Origin of the sequence: uncultured Jatrophihabitans sp. (assembly GCF_964246335.1) — a bacterium.
Lineage (GTDB): Bacteria > Actinomycetota > Actinomycetes > Mycobacteriales > Jatrophihabitantaceae > Jatrophihabitans.
The window spans coordinates 41,265-62,039 of sequence record NZ_CAXTQF010000004.1; the positions used below are offsets into that span (position 1 = coordinate 41,265).

At 70.2% G+C, this 20,775-nt stretch carries 19 protein-coding genes; 6 read left to right on the forward strand and 13 right to left on the reverse strand.

Annotation, left to right across the window (positions count from 1 at the left end; all coding sequences use genetic code 11):
* Positions 1-5: 5 nt before the first annotated feature.
* Positions 6-1,313, forward strand: a complete 1,308-nt coding sequence (locus ACFFCN_RS02240; protein WP_375489296.1) for an NAD(P)/FAD-dependent oxidoreductase — start codon at positions 6-8, stop codon at positions 1,311-1,313.
* On the opposite strand, the gene ACFFCN_RS02245 is transcribed toward ACFFCN_RS02240, so the two are convergent.
* The 6 genes from ACFFCN_RS02245 to ACFFCN_RS02270 form a co-directional block, all read right to left on the reverse strand.
* A complete protein-coding gene (locus ACFFCN_RS02245; protein ID WP_375489298.1) occupies positions 1,307-2,386 on the reverse strand; it encodes a GGDEF domain-containing protein in 1,080 nt (359 codons plus the stop codon). The genes ACFFCN_RS02240 and ACFFCN_RS02245 overlap by 7 nt on opposite strands.
* 147 nt (positions 2,387-2,533) lie before the next feature.
* A complete protein-coding gene (locus ACFFCN_RS02250) occupies positions 2,534-2,938 on the reverse strand; it encodes a YybH family protein (protein ID WP_375489300.1) in 405 nt (134 codons plus the stop codon).
* A gap of 131 nt (positions 2,939-3,069) precedes the next feature.
* Positions 3,070-3,993, reverse strand: coding sequence for an NAD(P)-dependent oxidoreductase (locus ACFFCN_RS02255; protein ID WP_375489301.1), 924 nt, complete (start codon positions 3,991-3,993; stop codon positions 3,070-3,072).
* Between the two features lie 86 nt (positions 3,994-4,079).
* A complete protein-coding gene (gene glnA, locus ACFFCN_RS02260; RefSeq protein WP_375489303.1) occupies positions 4,080-5,504 on the reverse strand; it encodes a type I glutamate--ammonia ligase in 1,425 nt (474 codons plus the stop codon).
* Between the two features lie 132 nt (positions 5,505-5,636).
* Complete coding sequence (locus ACFFCN_RS02265; RefSeq protein ID WP_375489305.1) at positions 5,637-6,080, reverse strand: RDD family protein; 444 nt, start codon at positions 6,078-6,080, stop codon at positions 5,637-5,639.
* The gene (locus tag ACFFCN_RS02270) at positions 6,077-6,838 is read right to left on the reverse strand and encodes a DUF4191 domain-containing protein (protein ID WP_375489307.1); all 762 of its coding nucleotides are present in this window, start codon (positions 6,836-6,838) and stop codon (positions 6,077-6,079) included. The genes ACFFCN_RS02265 and ACFFCN_RS02270 overlap by 4 nt, the downstream gene beginning before the upstream one ends.
* A gap of 227 nt (positions 6,839-7,065) precedes the next feature.
* On the opposite strand from ACFFCN_RS02270, the gene ACFFCN_RS02275 reads away from it, so the two are divergent.
* Positions 7,066-7,515, forward strand: a complete 450-nt coding sequence (locus ACFFCN_RS02275; protein WP_375489309.1) for a C40 family peptidase — start codon at positions 7,066-7,068, stop codon at positions 7,513-7,515.
* Positions 7,512-8,042 carry a C40 family peptidase gene (locus tag ACFFCN_RS02280; RefSeq protein ID WP_375489311.1) on the forward strand — a complete coding sequence of 177 codons (531 nt, stop codon included), beginning with the start codon at positions 7,512-7,514 and terminating at the stop codon, positions 8,040-8,042. The genes ACFFCN_RS02275 and ACFFCN_RS02280 overlap by 4 nt, the downstream gene beginning before the upstream one ends.
* A gap of 90 nt (positions 8,043-8,132) precedes the next feature.
* Here the strand turns inward: ACFFCN_RS02280 and lipA are convergent, their stop codons facing one another.
* Both lipA and lipB read right to left on the reverse strand, forming a co-directional pair.
* Positions 8,133-9,059 carry a lipoyl synthase gene (gene lipA / locus ACFFCN_RS02285; protein ID WP_375489429.1) on the reverse strand — a complete coding sequence of 309 codons (927 nt, stop codon included), beginning with the start codon at positions 9,057-9,059 and terminating at the stop codon, positions 8,133-8,135.
* A 5-nt stretch (positions 9,060-9,064) separates the two neighbouring features.
* On the reverse strand, positions 9,065-9,742 hold the full coding sequence (gene lipB / locus ACFFCN_RS02290; RefSeq protein ID WP_375489313.1) for a lipoyl(octanoyl) transferase LipB: 678 nt from the start codon (positions 9,740-9,742) through the stop codon (positions 9,065-9,067).
* Positions 9,743-9,888: 146 nt separating this feature from the next.
* On the opposite strand from lipB, the gene ACFFCN_RS02295 reads away from it, so the two are divergent.
* Positions 9,889-12,126 carry an MMPL family transporter gene (locus tag ACFFCN_RS02295; protein WP_375489315.1) on the forward strand — a complete coding sequence of 746 codons (2,238 nt, stop codon included), beginning with the start codon at positions 9,889-9,891 and terminating at the stop codon, positions 12,124-12,126.
* A gap of 76 nt (positions 12,127-12,202) precedes the next feature.
* Here ACFFCN_RS02295 and ACFFCN_RS02300 read toward each other — a convergent pair whose 3' ends face one another.
* Positions 12,203-12,931: a Type 1 glutamine amidotransferase-like domain-containing protein gene (locus ACFFCN_RS02300; RefSeq protein ID WP_375489317.1), complete on the reverse strand. Its 729-nt coding sequence runs from the start codon at positions 12,929-12,931 to the stop codon at positions 12,203-12,205.
* 64 nt (positions 12,932-12,995) lie between these two features.
* Between ACFFCN_RS02300 and ACFFCN_RS02305 the strand changes: the two genes are divergently transcribed.
* Positions 12,996-14,768: a protein kinase gene (locus tag ACFFCN_RS02305; protein WP_375489319.1), complete on the forward strand. Its 1,773-nt coding sequence runs from the start codon at positions 12,996-12,998 to the stop codon at positions 14,766-14,768.
* A gap of 7 nt (positions 14,769-14,775) precedes the next feature.
* Here the strand turns inward: ACFFCN_RS02305 and ACFFCN_RS02310 are convergent, their stop codons facing one another.
* Genes ACFFCN_RS02310 through lpdA form a run of 3 tightly spaced genes read right to left on the reverse strand, consistent with a single transcriptional unit; the run spans position 14,776 to position 18,593 of the window.
* Entirely contained in the window at positions 14,776-15,660 is an 885-nt protein-coding gene (locus tag ACFFCN_RS02310; RefSeq protein WP_375489321.1) for a TIGR01777 family oxidoreductase, read from the reverse strand.
* The gene (gene sucB / locus ACFFCN_RS02315) at positions 15,660-17,132 is read right to left on the reverse strand and encodes a 2-oxoglutarate dehydrogenase, E2 component, dihydrolipoamide succinyltransferase (protein ID WP_375489323.1); all 1,473 of its coding nucleotides are present in this window, start codon (positions 17,130-17,132) and stop codon (positions 15,660-15,662) included. The genes ACFFCN_RS02310 and sucB overlap by 1 nt, the downstream gene beginning before the upstream one ends.
* A gap of 51 nt (positions 17,133-17,183) precedes the next feature.
* On the reverse strand, positions 17,184-18,593 hold the full coding sequence (lpdA, locus tag ACFFCN_RS02320; RefSeq protein WP_375489325.1) for a dihydrolipoyl dehydrogenase: 1,410 nt from the start codon (positions 18,591-18,593) through the stop codon (positions 17,184-17,186).
* A gap of 183 nt (positions 18,594-18,776) precedes the next feature.
* Here lpdA and ACFFCN_RS02325 point away from each other — a divergent pair, with 183 nt between their 5' ends.
* Positions 18,777-19,094, forward strand: a complete 318-nt coding sequence (locus ACFFCN_RS02325; RefSeq protein ID WP_375489327.1) for a hypothetical protein — start codon at positions 18,777-18,779, stop codon at positions 19,092-19,094.
* A 190-nt stretch (positions 19,095-19,284) separates the two neighbouring features.
* Here the strand turns inward: ACFFCN_RS02325 and ACFFCN_RS02330 are convergent, their stop codons facing one another.
* Positions 19,285-20,766: a leucyl aminopeptidase gene (locus ACFFCN_RS02330; protein WP_375489329.1), complete on the reverse strand. Its 1,482-nt coding sequence runs from the start codon at positions 20,764-20,766 to the stop codon at positions 19,285-19,287.
* Positions 20,767-20,775 lie beyond the last annotated feature (9 nt).

The following is a 20,775-nucleotide window of genomic DNA, read 5'->3' on the forward strand; positions in this document are numbered from 1 at the left end:
TTCCCATGACCAGGATCGTGGTCGTCGGGGCAGGCTTTGCCGGGTACTACGCGGCAAAGCGGCTGACCGACCGCGTCGACGCCGGCACCGAAGTCGTCGTGATCAATCCGCACGACTACTTCCTGTACGTGCCGCTGCTGCCGCAGGTCATGAGCGGCGTCGTCGAGCCGCGCCGGCTGACCGTGTCGCTGGCCGGCACGCTGCCCGGGGTGCGTTACGTCGCCGGCACGGTGACCGGCATCGATCTCGACGCCCGCACGGTCGCCTACGAGATGCTCGACGGCGGCAGCCAACAGCTCGGTTACGACCAGGTCGTCGTCACCTCCGGCAGCGTCACCAAGCTGCTGCCGATCCCCGGTGTCGCCAGTCATGCCCTCGGCTTCCGCGACCTCGCCGAAGCCGTCTTCCTCCGCGATCACCTCATCCGCCAGATCGAGCTGGCCGACGAGACCGACGACTCGGTCGAGCGCGACGCGCGGCTCACCTTCGTCGTCGTGGGTGCGGGTTACACCGGGACGGAGGTCGCCGCGCAGGGCGCGAGGTTGACACGGCGCCTGCTGCGTCGGCACCCGCGGCTGGCCGAGCACAACGCCCGGTGGATGTTGCTCGACACCGCGCCCAACGTGCTGCCGGGTCTGCGGCCGCGGCTCGGACGCAGCGCCGCGAAGGCGCTGAAACGCCTCGGCGTCGACGTGCGGATGCGCACGTCGGTGAAGGAAGCCACCCGCGACGGCGTGCAGCTCACCGACGGCAGCACTGTCCCGACGCGTTCGCTCGTGTGGTGTGTCGGCGTCCGACCGGATCCACTGGTCTCCGCGCTGGGCCTCGAGACCGACCACGGCCGGCTGAAAGTATCTGCCGACCTCGGCGTGCCCGGACATGCCGACGCATGGGCGTGCGGCGACTCCGCGGCGGTGCCTGACCTCACCAAGCCGGGTCAGGTGACCGCGATGACGGCGCAGCACGCGCAGCGGCAGGGTACGCACGTGGCCGACAACATCCTCGCTGTGCTCGCCGGCCGACCGTCGACGCCGTACGAGCACCACGATCTCGGTTTCGTCGTCGATCTCGGTGGCACGTCGGCGGCCGCCGACCCGCTGGGCGTGCCGCTCGGCGGCTGGCCGGCCGCGCTCGTCACCCGCGGGTATCACCTGTTGGCCATGCCCGGCAATCGCCTGCGCACCGTTCTGGACTGGCTGGCGCATGCCCTACTCGGCCCGCAGGAGGCCCAGCTGCAGCTGGTCGCCCGTCCCGACCTGCCGATGGACACGTCCGCGCCACTGGAGGGCGGAAAGGACAGCGCGGGTCAGTAGGCGAGTTCGACGGCGGCCGGTTCGACCGGGCCGCCGACGCGGGCGCGACCGTTGCGTTTGGCGCTGTACAGCGACGCGTCGGCGGCGGCGTAGAGGGCGCGAAGGTCACGGGCGTGGGTGGGCAGGTGCGCGATCCCGATGGACGCGGTCAACTGCAGCAGGGGGGACGCCTCGGCAGCGGCTGCCATCGACTGCTCGGTGACGTCGAAGACGTGCAGGCGGATCGCGTCGAGAATCAACGTTGCGCGTTGCGTCGATGCGTCCAGCGCGCAGCCGGGCAGCAGCACGGCGATCTCGTCGCCGCCCATCCGGCTGACGATGTCGCCGCGTCGGCTGACGGTACGCAGGATCTGGCCGACCTCCTGCAGCACCAGGTCGCCGGCGGGGTGACCGTGCACGTCGTTCACGGTCTTGAAGTGGTCGATGTCGATGAGCAACAGCGCCGTGCCGCCGTCGCCGGCCGCACTGGTCAACGCGGAACCGGCCGCGCTGTCCAGGACGCGACGGGTCACCAGCCCGGTGAGCGGGTCGATCGCCGCCTGCCGCTCGAGCTGGGCGATCAGGGTGTCGGTCCGTTCGCTCGAGTGCACGAGCAGTGCGGCGGTGGTGAGCAGCATCGCGGTCACGAACCCGGCGTCGACGAGCGCGCTCGACGCGGGCAGCAGAGCCAGGGTCAGCGTGAACTCGGCTGCCACCGCGGCTGCGCAGACGGCGATGGCAGCCGCGCGTTGCAACTGCGCCCCGGCATAGAGGACCGGGAAGAACAGGAACACCTGGGCCGTGACTCCGGCGTCCTTGCTGGTGAGATCGAGGATCGCGACCAGCGCGGTGGCAACGAACGGATAGGCGGCCCACACCCACCGCGGCGGGGCCGCAGCGGCGACGAGCCAGACCGCCAGCGCGCTGACGAGAACGCAGCCGCCCACGGTGAGGCCGGCGCCGTGCTTGGTGGCCGACGTCGGGTCGAACACGAGGAAGGCGATGGTGACCGCGGCGGCCACGACGGTCAGGACGAAGAGCGTCTTCTTCGCCACTGCCTCGTTGCGCGGCAGGAACTGCGCCAGCACATCCATCGTCCGACCCTTTGCGCCACATCCCGGTGAGTAAAATCTAGGTGAAGTATGTGGCACGTTGGGTAATTGGGCAAGACCCGTGGCACCGAATCTCCGGATCCGGCAGCCGGGCGCCGAAGCCGGAGGTCCGATCGGGGTGAACGGAGCTCAGTCGGAGCCGCCGAACGGGTGGTCGATGAGGTACTTCCAGCTGCCGTCGGGTTGCCGGCGCAACACCTCGGCGGTGACGCCGCGCAGGTCGACGGGGTTGCCCTCGGCGTCCGTGCCGCCGTCCATCGTGAAGGCGCAGGAGCTGAACGCGATGTCGCCGCTGACCAGCCAGTGGCGCGGCGTGAACGACAGCGTGCCGCCCAGGCCGAGGAACCGCTGCAGCGCGCCGGCGATGGCGTCGTGCCCGCGCAGCGGCTCGGCACCCGGGCCGGGCACGATGAGCGCGTCCGGTTCGTAGGTGGACATCAGGGTGGCGAGGTCGCCGGCGTTGAAGGCGTCGCGCCAGAACTCGTTGAGCGCGTTCGGCCGGTTCGGGTCGAGGTCGGTGGCGGGTGTTCGCATGTGTGTTGTCATGGCACAACAATGCGGCCGCGGCGTTACCCCAACCATCCCAACAATGTGGGGAATTCCGCCGACGGTCTCTCACCATCTGCGGACTTCGCCGGCTCCATGCTCAGCTCGTTCGGCATGCGTCATTCGGGTCTGTGCTCGGCCAGGTACGCGATGTAGGCGGCGGCGAGGAGCTCGCCGTCGATCGCGCCGTAATGAGCGAACGCGTCTCGGTGGACGTTGCGGACGGCGTTCCCGGTCGACCAAGGTGTGTTCGTCGAGGCGGCAGACCTGCCCAACGAGTCCAGCTCTTCCACTATGCGGTCCAGGCCGAATGTTGCCAGGTGCTCGTGATCGTGATCGAGCAAGCGCTGCGCGTGCTCGGTGACGAAGGCGCTGGCGGCCGAGCTTTGCTCGAGTGCGGGAAGAAATCGGTGCGCGTCGAGTCCGAGTCGCTCGGCGAGGGCGAAGACTTCCGCGACTGCCGTGACCTGCGTGAACCACAGCTGATTGATGAGCAACTTCGCGAGGTAGCCGGCACCGTGTCCGCCGAGATGACGAAAGGCCCCCGGGGGCCTGGTCACCTCGCGCAGCAACTGCCGCGCGGGCGCCACGTCGTCGTCTGCACCACCGACGTAGAGGGTCAGGGTGCCGAGAGCGGCGTCAACGGGTCCGCCGCCCACTGCGGCGTCGACGTAGCGCACCTCCGCACGCGCCGCAGCCGCCGTCAGCTCGATGGCCAGGTCAGGTGCGGCGCTCGTCATGTCCACCCACAGCGTGCCGGGGGGAAGTCGCCCGAGGAGGCCGGTGACGTCGGCCGAACCGAGCATGACGTCACTGAGTTCAGGGCTGCCCGGCAGGACGGTGACGACTGCGCTCACCTGCTCCAAGCTCGCTCGAGCTGTCGGATCGCGTCCATCGCCCAACCAGGACAGGCCCGCACTTCGCGTCGCCTGCTGCAGTTCCGGCCGCACGTCCAACACGCCGACCTCGACCGCGCCGGTCACGAGCCGCGTCGCCACCGGCAAACCCATCCGGCCGGCCCCGACCACGATGACGTCGCACATGATGATGACGCTATCCGCGGACACCGATTGCGGCGGAACGACCGAAGGCCCCGGGAAATCCCAGGGCCTCCGGTCGTCAGGTCAGGTCACACGTCGAAGTAGAGCTCGAACTCGTGCGGGTGCGGACGCAGCCGGATCGGGTCGATCTCGTTGTCGCGCTTGTACTCGAGCCACGCGCCGATGAGGTCCTCGGTGAACACGCCGCCCTCGGTGAGGTACTCGTGGTCGGCCTCGAGGTTGTCCAGCACGGCGTTCAGCGAACCGGGCACCTGCGCAATCGCTGCGAGCTCGTCCGGCGGCAGGTCGTAGAGGTCCTTGTCCACCGGCACCGGCGGCTCGATCTTGTTGCGGATGCCGTCGACGCCGGCCATCAGCATCGCCGAGAACGCGAGGTACGGGTTCGCCGACGGGTCGGGAACGCGGAACTCGATGCGCTTGGCCTTCGCGTTCGTACCGGTGATCGGCACACGGATGCAGGCCGAGCGGTTGCCCGCGCTGTACACCAGGTTGACCGGCGCCTCGAAGCCCGGCACCAGCCGGTGGTAGGAGTTCACCGTCGGGTTGGTGAAGGCCAGCAGCGACGGCGCGTGGTGCAGCAGGCCGCCGACGTAATAACGCGCAGTGTCCGAAAGGCCCGCGTATCCGAGCTCGTCGTAGAAGAGCGGGTTGCCGTCCTTCCACAGCGACTGGTGGCAGTGCATGCCCGAGCCGTTGTCGCCGAACAGCGGCTTCGGCATGAACGTGGCCGTCCTGCCCGCCTCCCAGGCGATGTTCTTGATGATGTACTTGAACTTCAGCAGATCGTCGGCGCCCGCCGTCAACGTGTTGAACTTGTAGTTGATCTCGGCCTGACCGGCGGTGCCGACCTCGTGGTGCGCGCGCTCGATCTCCAGCCCGGCCGCGATCAGGGCGCTGCTCATCTGGTCGCGCAGGTCCGCGTAGTGATCCACCGGCGGCACCGGGAAGTAGCCGCCCTTGTACCGCGTCTTGTAACCGCGGTTGCCGCCGTCCTCGACGCGACCGGTGTTCCACGCGCCCTCGACCGAGTCGATGTGGTAGTACCCCTCGTTCGGCGTGGTCTGGAACCGGACGTCGTCGAAGACGTAGAACTCGGCCTCCGGACCGAAGAACGCGGTGTCGGCGATGCCGGTGGTCTTGAGCCACTCCTCGGCCTTCGACGCGACCTGGCGCGGGTCGCGCTCGTAGGGCTCACCCGTGCGCGGCTCGACGATCGACATGACGATGTTCAGCGTCTTGGTGCGGCGGAACGCGTCGACATAGGCGGTGGTCACGTCGGGGATCAGCTTCATGTCCGACTTGTGGATCTCGGCGAAGCCGCGGATCGACGAGCCGTCGAACATGACGCCGTCGGTGAAGAAGTCGTCCGGCAGCGTGCTGACCGGTACGTTGAAGTGCTGCTGCTGGCCGGGCAGGTCCGTGAACCGGACGTCGATGAACTCGACGTCGTCCTTCTTGATGAAGGCGAGAACCTCGTCGGAACTGGTGAACATCCATCCTCCGATGCGCAGTGCGGAAGGCCCGACCGTATCGAACTCGCGGTATCGCGTCCGTGTCCCGAATGTTTCGACGCTGTTTCCGCGGCGATGGGGCGCACCCGTTCGAGCTCAACCTCGGCTTGACGGTCAGGCTCGGACGACCGCGGTGTCCGAGACCCGGTCGTGCAGGCCGCGGCCGTCGCGGTCGAAGACGAGGGCGGGGACGAGCAGGAACAGCAGGACGGTGCGTACGACGATGCGGCCCGGGTCCACGGCGACCTTCGGTCCGACGCGCACCAGGCGCAGGCCGAACAGGTACATGCCCACCGTGCGGCCGGCGACCAGGCTGCCGACGATGTAGTCGACGGCGAGCGGGATGAGGCTCCACGTGCCGGGCAGCCGGTCGGCGATGGCATTGCCGGTGTGCCCGTGGTGCGGCACGAACAGGGCGGCGATCAGCGTCGAGGCGACCGCGTCGACGACGAACGCGCCCAGCCGCGGGCCGCTCGTGGTCAGTGATCCGGGGCCGGTGCGCGGCAGGCCGATCGCCTGGCCGCGGTAGGCCTGTGGAGCATTGGCCGACAACGTCACGAGCGGCGGCGCACCGTGCGCTGCACGTTGCGCATCTTCGCGCCCTGCGGCACGGGGCCCTTCGGCATCGCGGCGCGGGTGGTGCTCAGTGCGGCCAGGCGCTTCTCCAGCGTGCCGACCTGATCCTTGGAGATGTTGTTCGGCAGCTTGAGCAGGTATCGGTTGATCTTGGAGAGCCGGACGTCGCCCTCGCCGGTGCCGATGATGACGTCGTAGATGGGCGTCTCGCCCACGACGCGCGCGGTGCGCTTCTTCTCTTGGGCGATGAGTCCCTTGACCCGGTGCGGCGCGCCTTCACCGACGAGCACGACCCCGGGCCGGCCGACCAGCCGGTGCACGGCGTCGAGCTGGGTGGTGCCGGCGACTGCCTCGGTGAGCCGCCAGTCACCACGCAACTGCTGCTTGAGCATCCAGCCCGCGGCGCCGGCCTGCCCCTCGGCCTGGGCGAACATCGTCTTCTGGGCACGTCGGGAGAAGAAGAACATGCCGGCCGCGAGCGCGAACAGCACGGCCAGCGGGATCGGGACGAACGGCGAACCCAGCACGAGGAACGCGATGAGGTACACCACCGCAGCAGCCACCACGGCCACCAGCACCAGCAGGGGCAGGAATTTCGGATCCTGCTGCCGGGTCAGGGAAAACGCCTGCTTGAGGTTGCCCCACGTCTCGCGACGCTTCGCGCGTTTCGCGCCGCGCAGCGCCTGTTTGTCCGCCTTGCTGAGCTTGGGCGCCTTCGCGCGCCCAGCCGTGTTCGCCATGGTGTCGAGGATAGAGCGCCGGTGGCGTGGGCCACGTTGGCGGTCCGACCGGGTTCCTGAGTTGGTCTTTATCAATCCGTTATGGAACGGTGGCCGGATTGCCCGAAACACCAGGAGGTCTTCGCCTAGTGCTTTCCCGCACTCCGCACACCCTGTCCGAAGGTGCTCGGTCCAGCGGCCGACACCGTCTCGCCCCGATCCGCCGGTTCGCCGGCCGGGCTCGCGCGGTGATCATCGCCGGGACGCTCGCGCTCTGCGTGGCGTCGGTGGCCGTGGTCGCACCCGGAGCCGGTGCCGCGACCCACGCATCCACGTCGCAACGCATCGTGACCGTCGCGAAGAAGTACGTGGGCCACGCCCGGTACCGGTACGGCGGTTCCTCGCCGAAGCACGGTTTCGACTGCTCCGGATTCACGAAGTACGTCTACAAGAAGGCGCACGTGGCGAAGCTGCCGCACAACGCGGAACGCCAGCGCGACATGCACCGCGTCGAGCACGTCTCGAAGAAGCACCGCAAGGTCGGTGACCTCGTGTTCTACATGAGCGGTGGCGACGCGTATCACGTCGCGATCTACGCCGGGCACAACAAGACCTATTCGGCGACCGACCCCCGGCAGGGGATCACTCACAAGAAGATCCACGGCAAGCACATCCGCTACGGACGGCTGAAGTCGTGACCACGGCCGTTGCGCCCGGTCGGCACCGGATGTCACGCGCGGACGCGCAGGAGCCGCGCCCGCGGTCCGTGCGCAGTGGGCTGGTCGGGCTGATGCTCGCCGTCGGCCTCGTCGGCGCGGCGGTGGTTGCGCCGCAGGCGATGGCCGCGACGCAGCAGTCCGCGTCGCAGCGCATCGTCGCCGTGGCCAAGCGGTACGTGCACCACGCGAGGTACCGCGAGGGCGGCGCGTCCCCGCGGCGTGGCTTCGACTGCTCGGGGTACACCAAGTACGTCTACAACAAGGCGCACGTGGCGAAGCTGCCGCACAACGCCGAGTCGCAGCGGCGGATGCACCACATGCATCGCGTCTCGAAGAAGCAGCGCAGGACCGGTGACCTGATCTTCTACATGAGTGGCGGGCACGCCTACCACGTGGCCATCTACGCAGGGCACGGCGAGCAGTACGCCGCCACGACACCGGGCGGCGGCATCAAGCACCAGCACATCTGGTCGAAGCACGTCCGGTACGGCCGTTACGTCAGCTGACGCGGGTTACCGCATCCATTAACGTCGTCGCGCCCCTGGGCCCGGGTCAGCCGGGTCGGGGCGCGATGTCGTCGACGGGCGCGAGCGCGACTAGGCGCGCTGCTGGACGGCCTGGCGGTAGAGCCGGCCGGCGCGGTACGACGAGCGCACCAGCGGCCCGCTCATCACCCCGGCGAAGCCGATGTCCTCGGCCTCCTCGCGCAGCTCGACGAACTCCTGCGGCTTGACCCAGCGCTCCACGGGGTGGTGCTTCGGCGACGGCCGCAGGTACTGCGTGATGGTGATGAGCTCGCAGCCGGCATCGTGCAGATCCTGCAGCGCCCGGCTGATCTCGGTGCGGTCCTCGCCCATGCCGAGGATCAGGTTCGACTTCGTCACTAGGCCCTCGTCGCGAGCCGCGGTGATGACGCCCAGTGAGCGGTCGTAGCGAAATCCCGGGCGGATGCGCTTGAAGATCCGCGGCACGGTCTCGACGTTGTGCGCGAAAACCTCCGGCCGCGACGCGAAGACCTGCGACAGCAGCTCGGGCACGGCGTTGAAGTCCGGCGCGAGCAGCTCGACGCCCGTCCCCGGATTCAGTTCATGGATCTGGCGAACCGTCTCGGCATAGAGCCAGGCGCCGCCGTCGACGAGGTCGTCGCGCGCTACTCCGGTGATCGTCGCGTAGCGCAGCGCCATGGTGCGCACGCTCTCGGCCACCCGGCGCGGCTCGTCGCGGTCCAACGGCTGGGGCCGGCCGGTGTCGATCTGGCAGAAGTCGCAGCGCCGGGTGCATTGGTCTCCGCCGATGAGAAACGTGGCCTCGCGGTCTTCCCAGCACTCGTAGATGTTGGGGCAGCCGGCTTCCTGGCAGACGGTGTGCAGCCCTTCGCGCCGGACCAGCGACTGGAGCTCGGTGTACTCCGGACCCATCTTCGCGCGGGTCTTGATCCATTCCGGCTTGCGCTCGATCGGGGTCTGCGTGTTGCGGGCCTCGACCCGCAGCAACCGCCTGCCGTCAGGGGCGGGGGAGTGCACCGTCGTCACTGCGTCGAGCCTACGCCGGAGGCGGCGACCGCCGGTGCCTGCGAACCGTCTGCGAGCAGCGCCGGCAGGTGTCGTTCGACGAGCGGCCGGACCTCGCCGACCGTGACGTCACGGCCGAGCTCGGCGCTCAACGACGTGACGCCCGCGTCGGCGATCCCGCAGGGCACGATGCGGTCGTAGGCATGCAGGTCGGGGTCGCAGTTGAGCGCGAAGCCGTGCAGCGTGACGCCGCGCGCGACGCGGATGCCGATGGCGGCGATCTTGCGTTCCGGGCGGCGCGCGTCGGCAGGAAGCCAGACGCCACTGCGGCCCTCGACCCGTCCCGCCGGCACGCCGAGCTCGGCGCAGACGTCGATCAACATGCCTTCCATGCGCCGCACGTGGGCCACGACGTCGACCGGGTCCGGCAGCCGCAGGATCGGGTAGCCGACGAGCTGGCCCGGCCCGTGCCAGGTGATCTTGCCGCCGCGGTCGACGTCCACGACCGGTGTGCCGTCCGCGGGGCGCTCCCACGGCTCGGTGCGCTTGCCTGCGGTGTACACCGGCGGGTGCTCAAGCAGCAGGATCGTGTCCGGCCGGGTACCCGCGACGACCTGTTCGTGGATCTCGCGCTGATGCGCCCACGCCGCCCGGTAGTCGACCGTGCCGCAGTCGACGACGTCCAGTTCGGTCATGACTCGACGGTAGTCCGTCCGGCGGGGCGCCCGCCCGCCTGCGGTTCATGACGAATGTCAAGGGTCATCTAGGTGGAAACCCTGTCGAGAACAGTCGTCCCGGGCCGCTACGGTTCGACCGACCGGATCAGGAAGGACCTTTGGCGATGACCATGGTGGACGAGCGGCTGGAGCAGCCGGCCGCTGGCGCGCGACGACCGCGCACGGCGATTCTCATCGCCTTCGGACTGCTGGCGCTGGTGCTGTTGCTCGCCGGACTCGGCGGCAACTCCTTCCAGTCGAAATCCCAGGACGTCCAGAAGAACGACAATTCCGAATACCTGCCCGAGTCCGCCGACTCGACGAAGGTCAGCAACGCGGCGCAGAAGTTCAACAGCCAGGCCACCATCCCGGGCTTCGTGGTCTACCAGCGCACGAGCGGCCTCACGGACGCGGACAAGGCGAAGGCCGCCTCGGACGCGCAGTACTTCCGCACTGGCAAGATCAACCTCGTCGCGTCGGACAACATCGGCGCACCCGTCTTCAGCAAGGACGGCACGGTCGCCTCGATCTCGGTGCCGCTCGTCGGCAAGGCAGGCAACAAGGACTCGAAGGGCCCGGATCTGGTCACTGCCGAGAAGGCGGTGCTCAAGCACGCGCGCGACGGCACGCCGTCCGGGTTGACGGTGAAGAGCGCCGGTGCCGGCGGGTTGCTCGTGGCGTTCATCGACGCCTTCGGCGGCCTGGACAGCTCATTGCTGTTCTCCGCGCTGATCATCGTGATCGTCATCCTGCTCTTCGTCTACCGCAGTCCGGTGCTGTGGGTCTTCCCGATCATCTGTGCCGTCGCGGCGCTCGGCCTGGCGACGGCGGTGATCTACGGCCTCGCCAAGAACGGCACCATCACGCTGAACGGCCAGTCCGCCGGCATCCTCGACGTGCTCGTGCTCGGCGCCGGTACGGACTACGCCCTGCTGCTCATCAGCCGATATCGCGAGGAGCTGCACGAACACGAGAGCCGCATCAACGCAATGGCCGCTGCGTGGCGCGGCGCGGCGCCGCCGATCGGCGCTTCGGCCGCCACCGTGATCCTCGGCCTGATCTGCCTGTCGTTCGCCGACCTCAAGTCGACGGCCAGCCTCGGCCCGGTGTGCGCGATCGGCATCGCCTGCACCGTCGCGATCATGCTGACGGTGCTCCCGGCGATCCTCGTGCTGGCCGGCCGGTGGGTCTTCTGGCCGCGCAAGCCGAAGGTCGACCACGAGGCCGACATCGCCACCCACGGCATGTGGGGGCGTATCGCGCCGGCGGTCGTCCGGCACCCGAAGCGCAGTTGGGGTATCGGCGGCGTGGTGCTGATCGCGTGTGTCATCGGGGTGCTCGGGCTCAAGACCGACGGCATCAAGACGACCGACAGCTTCACCAACAAGCCGGATGCGGTGAAGGGTCAGCAGATCTACGACAACGCCTTCCCGCAGGCCCGCGGTGCGGGCACGCCGGCCGACATCCTGGTGGACGCCGACAAGGCCGATGCCGTCATCGCGAAGATCAAGGGGATGAAGGGCCTCTCGACCGCGCCCAACGCAGTGTGCGTCGAGATCGACTACGCCAAGGCGGCGGCCGCGTTCAAGGCGAACCCGGCTGCGGCGAAGGGGCTGGCGAACCAGTGCCCGACCCCGCAGATCCAGGTCACCCCGCACGACGGCAAGACGCTCGTCGGCGCGACGCTGGTCGACAGCTACGACTCGCCGCCCGCATTCGCCACGGTGAACCGGCTGCGTTCGGCCGTGAATGAGGTCCCGGGTGCGCACGCGCTGGTCGGCGGCAGTTCGGCGACGTACCTCGACATCCAGAACGCGTCGCGCAGCGACAACAAACTGATCATCCCGATCGTGCTGCTGGTGATCCTCGTCGTGCTGGGTCTGCTGTTGCGGGCGCTGCTGGCCCCGGTGCTGCTGATCGTCTCCGTGGTGCTGTCCTACGCGGCGACGCTCGGGGTCAGCTCGTTGTTCTTCAACCACGTGTTCCACTTCGCGAACGCGGACCCGGCGTTCCCGTTGTTCACGTTCATCTTCCTGGTGGCGCTGGGCATCGACTACAACATCTTCCTGATGACCCGGGTGCGGGAAGAGACGTTGGAGTTCGGCACCAGGCAGGGCATCGTGCGCGGACTCGCCGTCACGGGCGGGGTGATCACGTCGGCAGGTGTGGTGTTGGCGGCGACGTTCGTGGTGCTCGGTGTGCTGCCGATCGTCTTCCTCGCCGAGATCGGGTTTGCCGTGGCGTTCGGCGTGCTGCTGGACACGATCCTGGTGCGCTCGATCGTCGTTCCGGCGCTCGCGTACGACATCGGCAAGAAGATCTGGTGGCCGTCCAAGCTCTCGGCGGCAGGGGCGCAAGACTGAGCCCCTTCTCCCTTGATCAACAGCACTTGATGGTCGCCAGAGCGGCCAGATCGTGCTGTTGATCACGGGGCTTGCGCTACAGCCGACGGGTGTCGAGCGTGGTCTCGACGGCACTGCCGTCGGGGCCGCGTTCGACCCAGTACGCGTGCTTGTCGTCGGACTCGGTGACCGCCTCGACGAATCGCGTGCCGCGGTACAGCACGCCGGCGCCGTCGTCGGTGGCGTAACCGGCCGGCAACGTGCCGTCGGCGATCAGTGACTGGAACAGCGGCCGGCGTTGGTTCTCCGAGTCGTAGTGCACGCCGTTCGCGAACGGCACCAGCCCGAGCCCGTTCGTGATCGGACGTAGTTCCGGCCCGAACGAGTCGGTGGTGCCCCCGACGTGCCAGCAGATCGAGCCGGCCGAGACGCCGGTCAGCACGACGCCGGCCTGCCATGCCGTGCGCAGCGCGTCGTCCACGCCGTGCAGGCGCCACATCGCGAGCAGCCCGGCGACGCTGCCACCCCACACCCACACGACGTCCTGTGCCAGCAGGTGACCTGTCACGTCCTCGATGTTGGGCATCGGGAACAGCGACAGGTGCGTCGCGTCCAGTCCGCGCAGTCGTGCGGCGTCGTAAAAATAGTGGATCATCGACAGGTCGTCGCCCATCGCGGTGGCGAGAAAGCAGACCTTGGGCCGGCGGCCGTCGATGCCGGCGAGGTCGATCGCGAACTCGGTCAGCGGGCCGAGCTCCCATCGGGTGCGGGTGCCGGGCACCACACCGCCGGACGTGGCCAGGATGGTCGGTTCGTCGGCGTTCATCACCGCTCAGATTAGGCCTGTGGACAACGGCATTCCGCGGGCGCCGGGCACCTAGCGTCGGGCCATGACCGGTTCGTGGCGGCTGCGCGGCTATGTGGTGGAGCAGTGCATCGGCCGTGGCGCCAGCAGCGAGGTGTGGCGGGCACGCGTCGCGGCGAGCGGCGAGGCGGTAGCACTCAAGCGCATCGCGCTGCCTCCCGACGCCGGGGCCGGCCAGCGCCGCGACGTCGGTGCCGAAGCTGCGCTGCTCACCGCGCTCGATCACGCGCACCTGGTGCGCCTGCATGCGGTGGCGCCTGCCGACGACGCATTGGTCCTGGTGCTCGACCTCGCCGACGGCGGATCGCTCGCTGACCTGCTGCGTTCGCGCGGCCGGCTGACGCCGGGAGAGGTCATCACCGCCGTCGCCCCGATCGGCGCCGCGCTCGCGTACCTGCACGACGAGGGCGTGGTGCACGGCGACGTCAGCGCGGCGAACATCCTGTTCACTGCGGGCGGCTCCGCGCTGCTCGCCGATGTCGGCGTTGCGCGGTTGACCGGCGACGACCGCGACGCCGCAAGTACGCCTGCGTACGTCGATCCGTCCGTCGCCGCGGGCTGCGTTCCCGGACCGCCGAGCGACGTGTTCATGCTCGCCGCGGTCGCGCTGCACGCGCTGACCGGAGCGCCGGCGTGGCCCGCATCGGACGGGGCGCAGGCGCTCGCGCAGGCCGCTCGCGGCGAGCTCGGCGACGTCGCGCAGCGGCTGGCGCAGGCCTCGGTGCCGGCTCCGATGATCCGGGTGCTGACCAAGGCGCTGGCCGTGGATCCGCAGCGCCGCGGCACGGCGGCCGATCTCGCACTCGACCTGCGGCACAGCGGCACCCCGACCGCGGTGGAGTTGCTCGCCGGTCGGCGAACGGCGCGCCACGATGCGGGGCGGCAACAGGGCGCGCAGGCGGCACCGCCGGGCGCGGGCCGTTACGGTCCGCGGCACGCCGCGACACCGGTGCGGCCGGACGTCGCGCGGCCCGACGTCGTAGCACTGCGCGCCGCTGTGCGAGAACGTCGTCGCGAGCGTCTCGCGCGGCGTACACCCGCGCCCGATCCGGGTCGCCCGGCGTTCGAGCGGCCCGCGCGACTGTCCGGTGTCGACGATGCCGCTGTGCCGCCGACCCGCATGGTCGGTTCGCGGCCGCGGCCGAGCGTCCCTGCGCCGCGTCGCCGCCGGCCGTCGGCTCGGGTGCTGGTGGTTGTGCTGGCCGTTCTGGTCGGTCTGGCGGCCGCAGCGGCCGGCACCGTGTGGGCCGGTGCGCGTCCGGATGCGCGGCGTCCGCAGCAGGGAAAGGTTTCGGCAAGCTCCGGGACTTCCGTCCCGGTGTCGCAGGCGCAATCATCATCACGCGTCGCGACGCACAGTCCCGAGCCGGTCCGCCCGCGGGGGCGCGGGCCGGTTCGGGCAGGCGTCGTCGCAGGCTCGCCGGCCACCTCGGCCGCGGCCGCGCTGGACGCCCTGGATCGGCTGCGTGCCACCGCTTTCGCGACCCGCGACGCCACGGTGCTGCGCCGCGTCTACGCCTCGTCGGCGCTGCTCGCCGCCGACGCCGCGCAGTTGCGCCGCACGGTGCCGGCCGGTTGCGGGCTGGCCGGGGTGCGCACCGCCTACGCGCAGGTGCGCGTCCTGTCGGCGGGCGCCACGCGCGTGGTCGTCACGGCGCGGGCCACGCTGGCCGCGTCGCGACTGATGTGCGCCGGGCGCCAGCGTGGGTCGGCGGGTGGCGCCGGCCCGACGTCGTTGCGGCTCGAACTGGTGCGCGCCAGCACCGGCATGCAGATCAGCGCGTTACGCGCCGCCTGACCCCGCGTCAGCCGAGCTCGGTGCGCAGCGTGCCGGCCAGGTCGGTGTGCGCGAACCGGAAACCGGCGTCGAGCAGCGCGGTCGGCAGCGCGCGCTGGCCGCCGAGCACCTCGCCCGCGAACTCACCGAGCACGGCGCGGGCGCCGAACGGCGGGACGACGAACACCGTGGGCCGGTGCAGCACGCGCCCCAGCGTCTTGGTGAATTCGGCATTGGTCACCGGGTCGGGAGCGGTGAGGTTCACCGGGCCGCTGATCGGGTGCTCGAGCAGGAAGCGCAGCGCCGCGATCTCGTCCGCCATCGAGATCCATGGCATGTACTGCCGCCCGTTGCCCAGCCTGCCGTAGACGCCTGCCTTGGCCAATGGCTTGATGCGCTTGAGCAGCTCGCCGTCTGCGGCCAGAACCAGCCCGGTCCGGGGGTGCGCCACCCGTACACCGGCCAGCCGGGCCGGCTCCGCGGCGGCTTCCCACTGCTTGCACACGTCGGCGAGGAACGACTCCCCGGGCGGCTGCTGCTCGTCGACCTCGCGGTCGCCGGTGTCGCCGTAGTACCCGACCGCCGATGCGGCGACGAAGGTCGTGGGGCCGCCGTACTCGGCCAGCGAGCGGGCGATGGTGCCGACGCTGTCCACCCGGCTGCGCAGGATCTGCTGCTTGTACGCGTCGTTCCACCGCCGCCCGGCGACCGCGATGCCGGACAGGCACACCACGGCGTCGGCGTCGGCCAGGAACTGCGGATCCACCAGGCCCTGCGCCGGATCCCAGCTGTCCTCGCCCGGCTGGTCGGTGGCGTGCCGCACGAGCGTCTTGACCTCGTGGCCGTCCGCGCGCAGCGACGCCTTGAGTGCCGTACCGAGCAGCCCGGACGCGCCGGCGAGGACGACCCGCATCAGCCGAGGCCGAGCGCGCTCTCGAACGCCCCGCCCTCGAGCCGGTCCTTCACCGTGACGAGGAAGCGCGCCGCGTCCGCGCCATCGACGATGCGGTGGTCGTAGGACAGCGCGAGATACATCATCGACCGGATCGCGATCGTCTCGCCGAGGTCGGCGCTCGGGACGACAACGGGTCGCTTGACGACTGCGCCGGTCCCGAGGATGCCGACCTGCGGCTGGTTGATGATCGGCGTGTCGAACAGTGCCCCGCGGCTGCCGGTGTTGGTGAGCGTGAACGTCCCGCCGCCGAGCTCGTCGGGGGCGACCTTGTTCGTACGCGTGCGCTCGGCGAGGTCGGCGATCTTGCGGGCGATGCCGCCGAGGTTGAGGTCACCGGCGTTGTGGATCACCGGCACCAACAGGCCGCGCTCGGTGTCGACGGCGATCCCCAGGTGCTCCGCGTCGTGGTAGTTGATCGTCTTCGCGTCCATGTCGACCGACGCATTGACCACCGGATGCGCCTTCAGCGCCTCGATCGCCGCCACCGCGAAGAACGGCAGGAACGTCAGCTTGACGCCCTCGCGGGCCTCGAAGTCGGCTTTCACGCGATCGCGCAGCCGCGCGATGCGGGTGACGTCGACCTCGACGACGGTGGTCAGCTGCGCCGACGTCTGCAGCGACTCGACCATCCGCGACGCGATGACCTGCCGCATCCGCGACATCGGCTCGGACGTACCGCGCACAGCTGTCGCCGTCCCCGCGATCGCCGTGGCGGTCGCCTGCGGATGCGGTGGCAACGCGGCGCCCGGCTGCTGCGCCGGGGCGCTCTGCTGCTGCGCGGCCTGCTGTTGCTGCTGCTTGCGCTCGGCGGCGCTCAGCACGTCGGACTTGCGGATCCGGCCGCCGACGCCGGTGCCCTCGACCTCGGCGAGATCGACGCCGTGCTCGGTGGCGAGCTTGCGCACGAGCGGCGTGACGTAGGGGCCGGACGCCGCGTCGTCCTCGACGTCCGGGCTGCGCGACGGTGGGGATGCCGCCGGTGCCTGCTGCGGCGCCGGTGCCTGCTGCGGTTGTGGTTGGGCCTCTGGCTCCTGTTGCGCCTGCACGGCCGCCGGTGCCTCTGCCGCCGGCTGCGACTCCGGTTCGGGCTCCGGTTCGGGCTCCGGTTGGGCCTGCGGTTCAGGCTCCGGCTCCGGCTCCGGCTGGGCCTCGGCTTCCGGTTGCTGCGGCGCCGCGGCGCCGGCGCCCTCCCCGGCCGCACCGATGACCGCCAGCTCCACGCCGATCTCGACCGTCTCGTCCTCAGCCACCTTGATGCTCAGCAGCGTGCCGGACGCGGGGGAGGGCACCTCGGTGTCGACCTTGTCAGTCGACACCTCGAGCAACGGCTCGTCGGCCTCGATCTGGTCACCCTCGGCCTTGAGCCAGCGGGTCACCGTTCCCTCGGTGACGCTTTCCCCGAGCCGCGGCATGGTCACGGACGTCGACATGGTTCTTCGTGCTCCTTCGTCGGTGCGGGCAGGCAGGTGTGCCGGCGCGGGTCAGTCGTGCACGTGCAGCGGCTTACCCGCGAGCAGCAGGTGCGCCTCGCCGATCGCCTCGGACTGCGTCGGGTGCGGGTGGATCAGCTGGGCGACCTCGCTGGGCAGCGCCTCCCAGTTGTAGATCAGCTGCGCCTCGGCGATCAGCTCGCCGACGCGATCGCCGACGATGTGCACGCCGAGCACCGGGCCATCCTGCTGTGCGACGAGCTTGACCGCGCCCTTGGTGTTCAGGATCGCGCTGCGACCGTTACCCGACAGGTCGTAGGTGACCGTCTTGATCGCGTCGGCGCCGAACTCCTCGACCGCGTCGGCCTCGCTGTAGCCGACGGACGCGACTTCGGGCTGGGTGTACGTGATGCGCGGGACGCCGCGGTAGTCGATCGGCGCGATCGGCAGGCCGGCGATCTCCTCGGCGACGAGGATGCCCTCGGCGAACCCGACGTGCGCGAGCTGCAGGTGCGGCTGTGAGTTGACGGTGATCAGGTCGCCCACGGCGTAGACGCCGTCGACGCCGGTGCGCAGGTATTCGTCGGTGACGACGAAACCACGATCGATGCGGACCCCTTGGTCCTCATACCCGAGGTCTGCGGACACCGGGCCGCGGCCGACGGCGACGAGCAGCAGCTCGGCCTCGAGCGTGTCGCCGCTCTCGAGCGTCACGCGCACCCCGGAGTCGGTGTACTCGACGCCCTGGAAGCGGGCCCCGACCTTGAAGTCGATCTTGCGCCGGCGGAACGCGCGCTCCAGCTGCTTGGAGTTGGCCTCGTCCTCGAGCGGCACCAGGTGCGGCAGGGCCTCGACGATCGTCACCTTCGTGCCGAACGAGGTCCACGCCGACGCGAACTCGCAGCCGATGACGCCGCCACCGAGCACGATCGCGGACTCCGGCACGTGGTCGAGCTGCAGCGCGTGCTCGCTGGCGATCACCCGGTTGCCGTCGATCTCCAGGCCGGGCAGCGTGCGCGAGTACGAACCGGTGGCCAGCACCACGTTCTCACCGGTGTAGGTGTCGCTCGACCCGTCCGCGCCGGTGACCTGGACGGTCTTCGGTGCGACGAGGCGGCCCTCGCCCTCGACGATGTCGATGCCGCGGCTCTTGATCAGGCCGGTCAGGCCCTTCCAGTTCTTGCCGACGACGCCGTCCTTGTACTTGTGCACGCCTGCCATGTCGACGCTCTCGAAGGTCGCGTTGACGCCGAACGTGGCGCTCTCCCGGGCAGCGTCGGCAATCTCGCCGGCGTGCAGGAGAGCCTTGGTGGGGATGCAGCCGCGGTGCAGGCAGGTGCCGCCGACCCGGTCCTTCTCGATGAGCACCACGGACTTGCCCAGCTCGGCCGAGCGGAGCGCAGCCGCGTAACCGCCGCTGCCGCCGCCGAGGATGACGAGGTCGGCCTGCTTGTCTGCCACAACTTCTCCTACTGCATCGATGACCCGGATCGCGGGGTTGTTCCATCTTGGCACTGCGCCCGACCAGCTTGTAGCGCGGCTGTGGCGCGGGCGTTCGCCCAGCGTGAGCACAGCCGTCACTGGGGTAGGTGCTGCCATCATGTGCGGACGCGATCTTCGTGACCGGACAAGGAGGACCGAACCATGGCCCTGCTACGTCGTCGACCGCGTGTCGGCACCCTGCGCACCGGCACCTCCGCCGACCTCGAGCACCTCGTCGACTTCGTGCGCACCCGCGCCGGCGTCGAGGCGTTCCTCGAGCCGCGGACGATGGTGACCGAGACGACGGTCCTGCTCGTCGCGGCGACGGGGGAGTGGACGCGCCGCCGCGTCACCGACCCGGACCGAGCCGCGTCCTTCGCGAAGAAGAACGCGATCCCGCTGTACGAGGTCGCGAAGGTCGGCTACCCGCAGCGCATGCGGGACTGGAATGCAGCGCACAAGGACGGCGCCGCGGAGTGAGCGGTCGTGGCGGCCGACGCCTGACGTAAGTGGTGTGCACCCGTGGCTGTACTACGGCGTGCGCACGAGTGTGTGCGGCGGGGTTCGCGAGCGGAACGCCAGGGGTGTCGCAGAGGTGTATTACGGCCGTAATACACCTCTGCGGAGGGTGTCGACAGCCGGCCGCCTGCAGCAGGCCCGAAGCCCGGCCTCAGCCGAGGGTGCCCGCGTACGCCTCGACGGCGGCGACGATGGTCCGCACGCCGGCGCCGGTGCCGCCCTTGGGTGTGTAGTCGCGCGGGCCGGCGGTGTTGAAGGACGGCCCGGCGATGTCGAGGTGCACCCACGGCAGGTCGCCGGGCACGAACTCGCCGACGAAGCGGCCGGCGGTCAGCATGCCGGCAAATCGCTCGCCGGGCAGGTTCTGCAGGTCGGCCACCGGCGAGTCCAGCGTCGCGCGGATCTCGTCGGGCAGCGGCATCGACCAAGAGGCCTCGCCCACGTCGTTGCCGGCGGCCACGACGTCGTCGCGCCACGAGTCGGTGCCCATCGCGCCGATCACCCGCGCACCGAGCGCGACGATCTGCGCCCCGGTCAGCGTGGAGATCTCGATCAGCCGAGCGGGCGAGTCCTCGGCGGCGCGTGAGATCGCGTCCCCGAGGATGAGCCGGCCCTCGGCGTCGGTGTCGGTGACCTCGACGGTCCGGCCGTTGTGCATCGTCAGGATGTCCGACGGCCGGTAGGACGTGCCGGACGGCATGTTCTCGACCATCGGCACCGTCGCGGTGACGGCCACCGGCACCTTGAGCGCGGCGAGCGCGATCGTCGACGCGAGCACCGCTGCGGCGCCGCCCATGTCGGACTTCATCGCGGCCATGCCGGCGGTCTTGAGGTTCAGTCCGCCGGTGTCGAACGTGACGCCCTTGCCGACGAGCGCCACCAGCGGGGTGTCCTGCCGCGCCCGCGCCGGGCGGTACGTCAACCGCACCATCCGCGGCCCGCGGGCGCTGCCCTGCCCGACGCCGAGAATGCCGCCGTAGCGGCCGCGCTTGAGGGCCCGCTCATCCAGCACCTCGATCTCCAGGCCGGCCTCGTCGGCCAACTCCTTGGCGCGGGCGGCGAAGGTCTGCGGGTAGAGGTCGTTCGGCGGGGTGTTGACGAGATCGCGAACCAGTGTCACGGCGTCGGCGACGACCACCGCCCGTCGCACGGCCGACCGCGCGGCCGGGGGCGCCGCGATCGTGATGGTCCGCAGCTCGTTCTTCGGCGCCTGCGACTTGTACGTGTCGAACGTGTACGCGCCGAACAGGGCACCTTCGGCAAGGGCGTCCGCCGGCGCGTCCAGCGCGAAGTGCACCCGGCGGCGCTTCGTCAGCGCGCGTACGGCGGTGCCGGCCGCACGACGCGCGGTCTCCGCCGGCACCTCGGCATCGCCGGCCGGCGCGTCGCCGAGCCCGACCGCCACCACCAGCGGGACGCCGGCCAGCCCGAGCGTGGGGATCTTGTGCAGTTCCTCGGCCCGCCCGACGGCGTCCAACGCACGCAGCGCGTCGAGCAGCCGGGCGCCGAAATCCGCGTCGAGGGCGTCCGCTCCTGCGGCCAGCGCGGGTCCGCCGGGAGTGCGGTGCACGCCGACCACGACGGCGTCGGCACGCAGCGGCGCCGTGGGGGAGACGACCGAGACCTTGGGCACCACGCGATC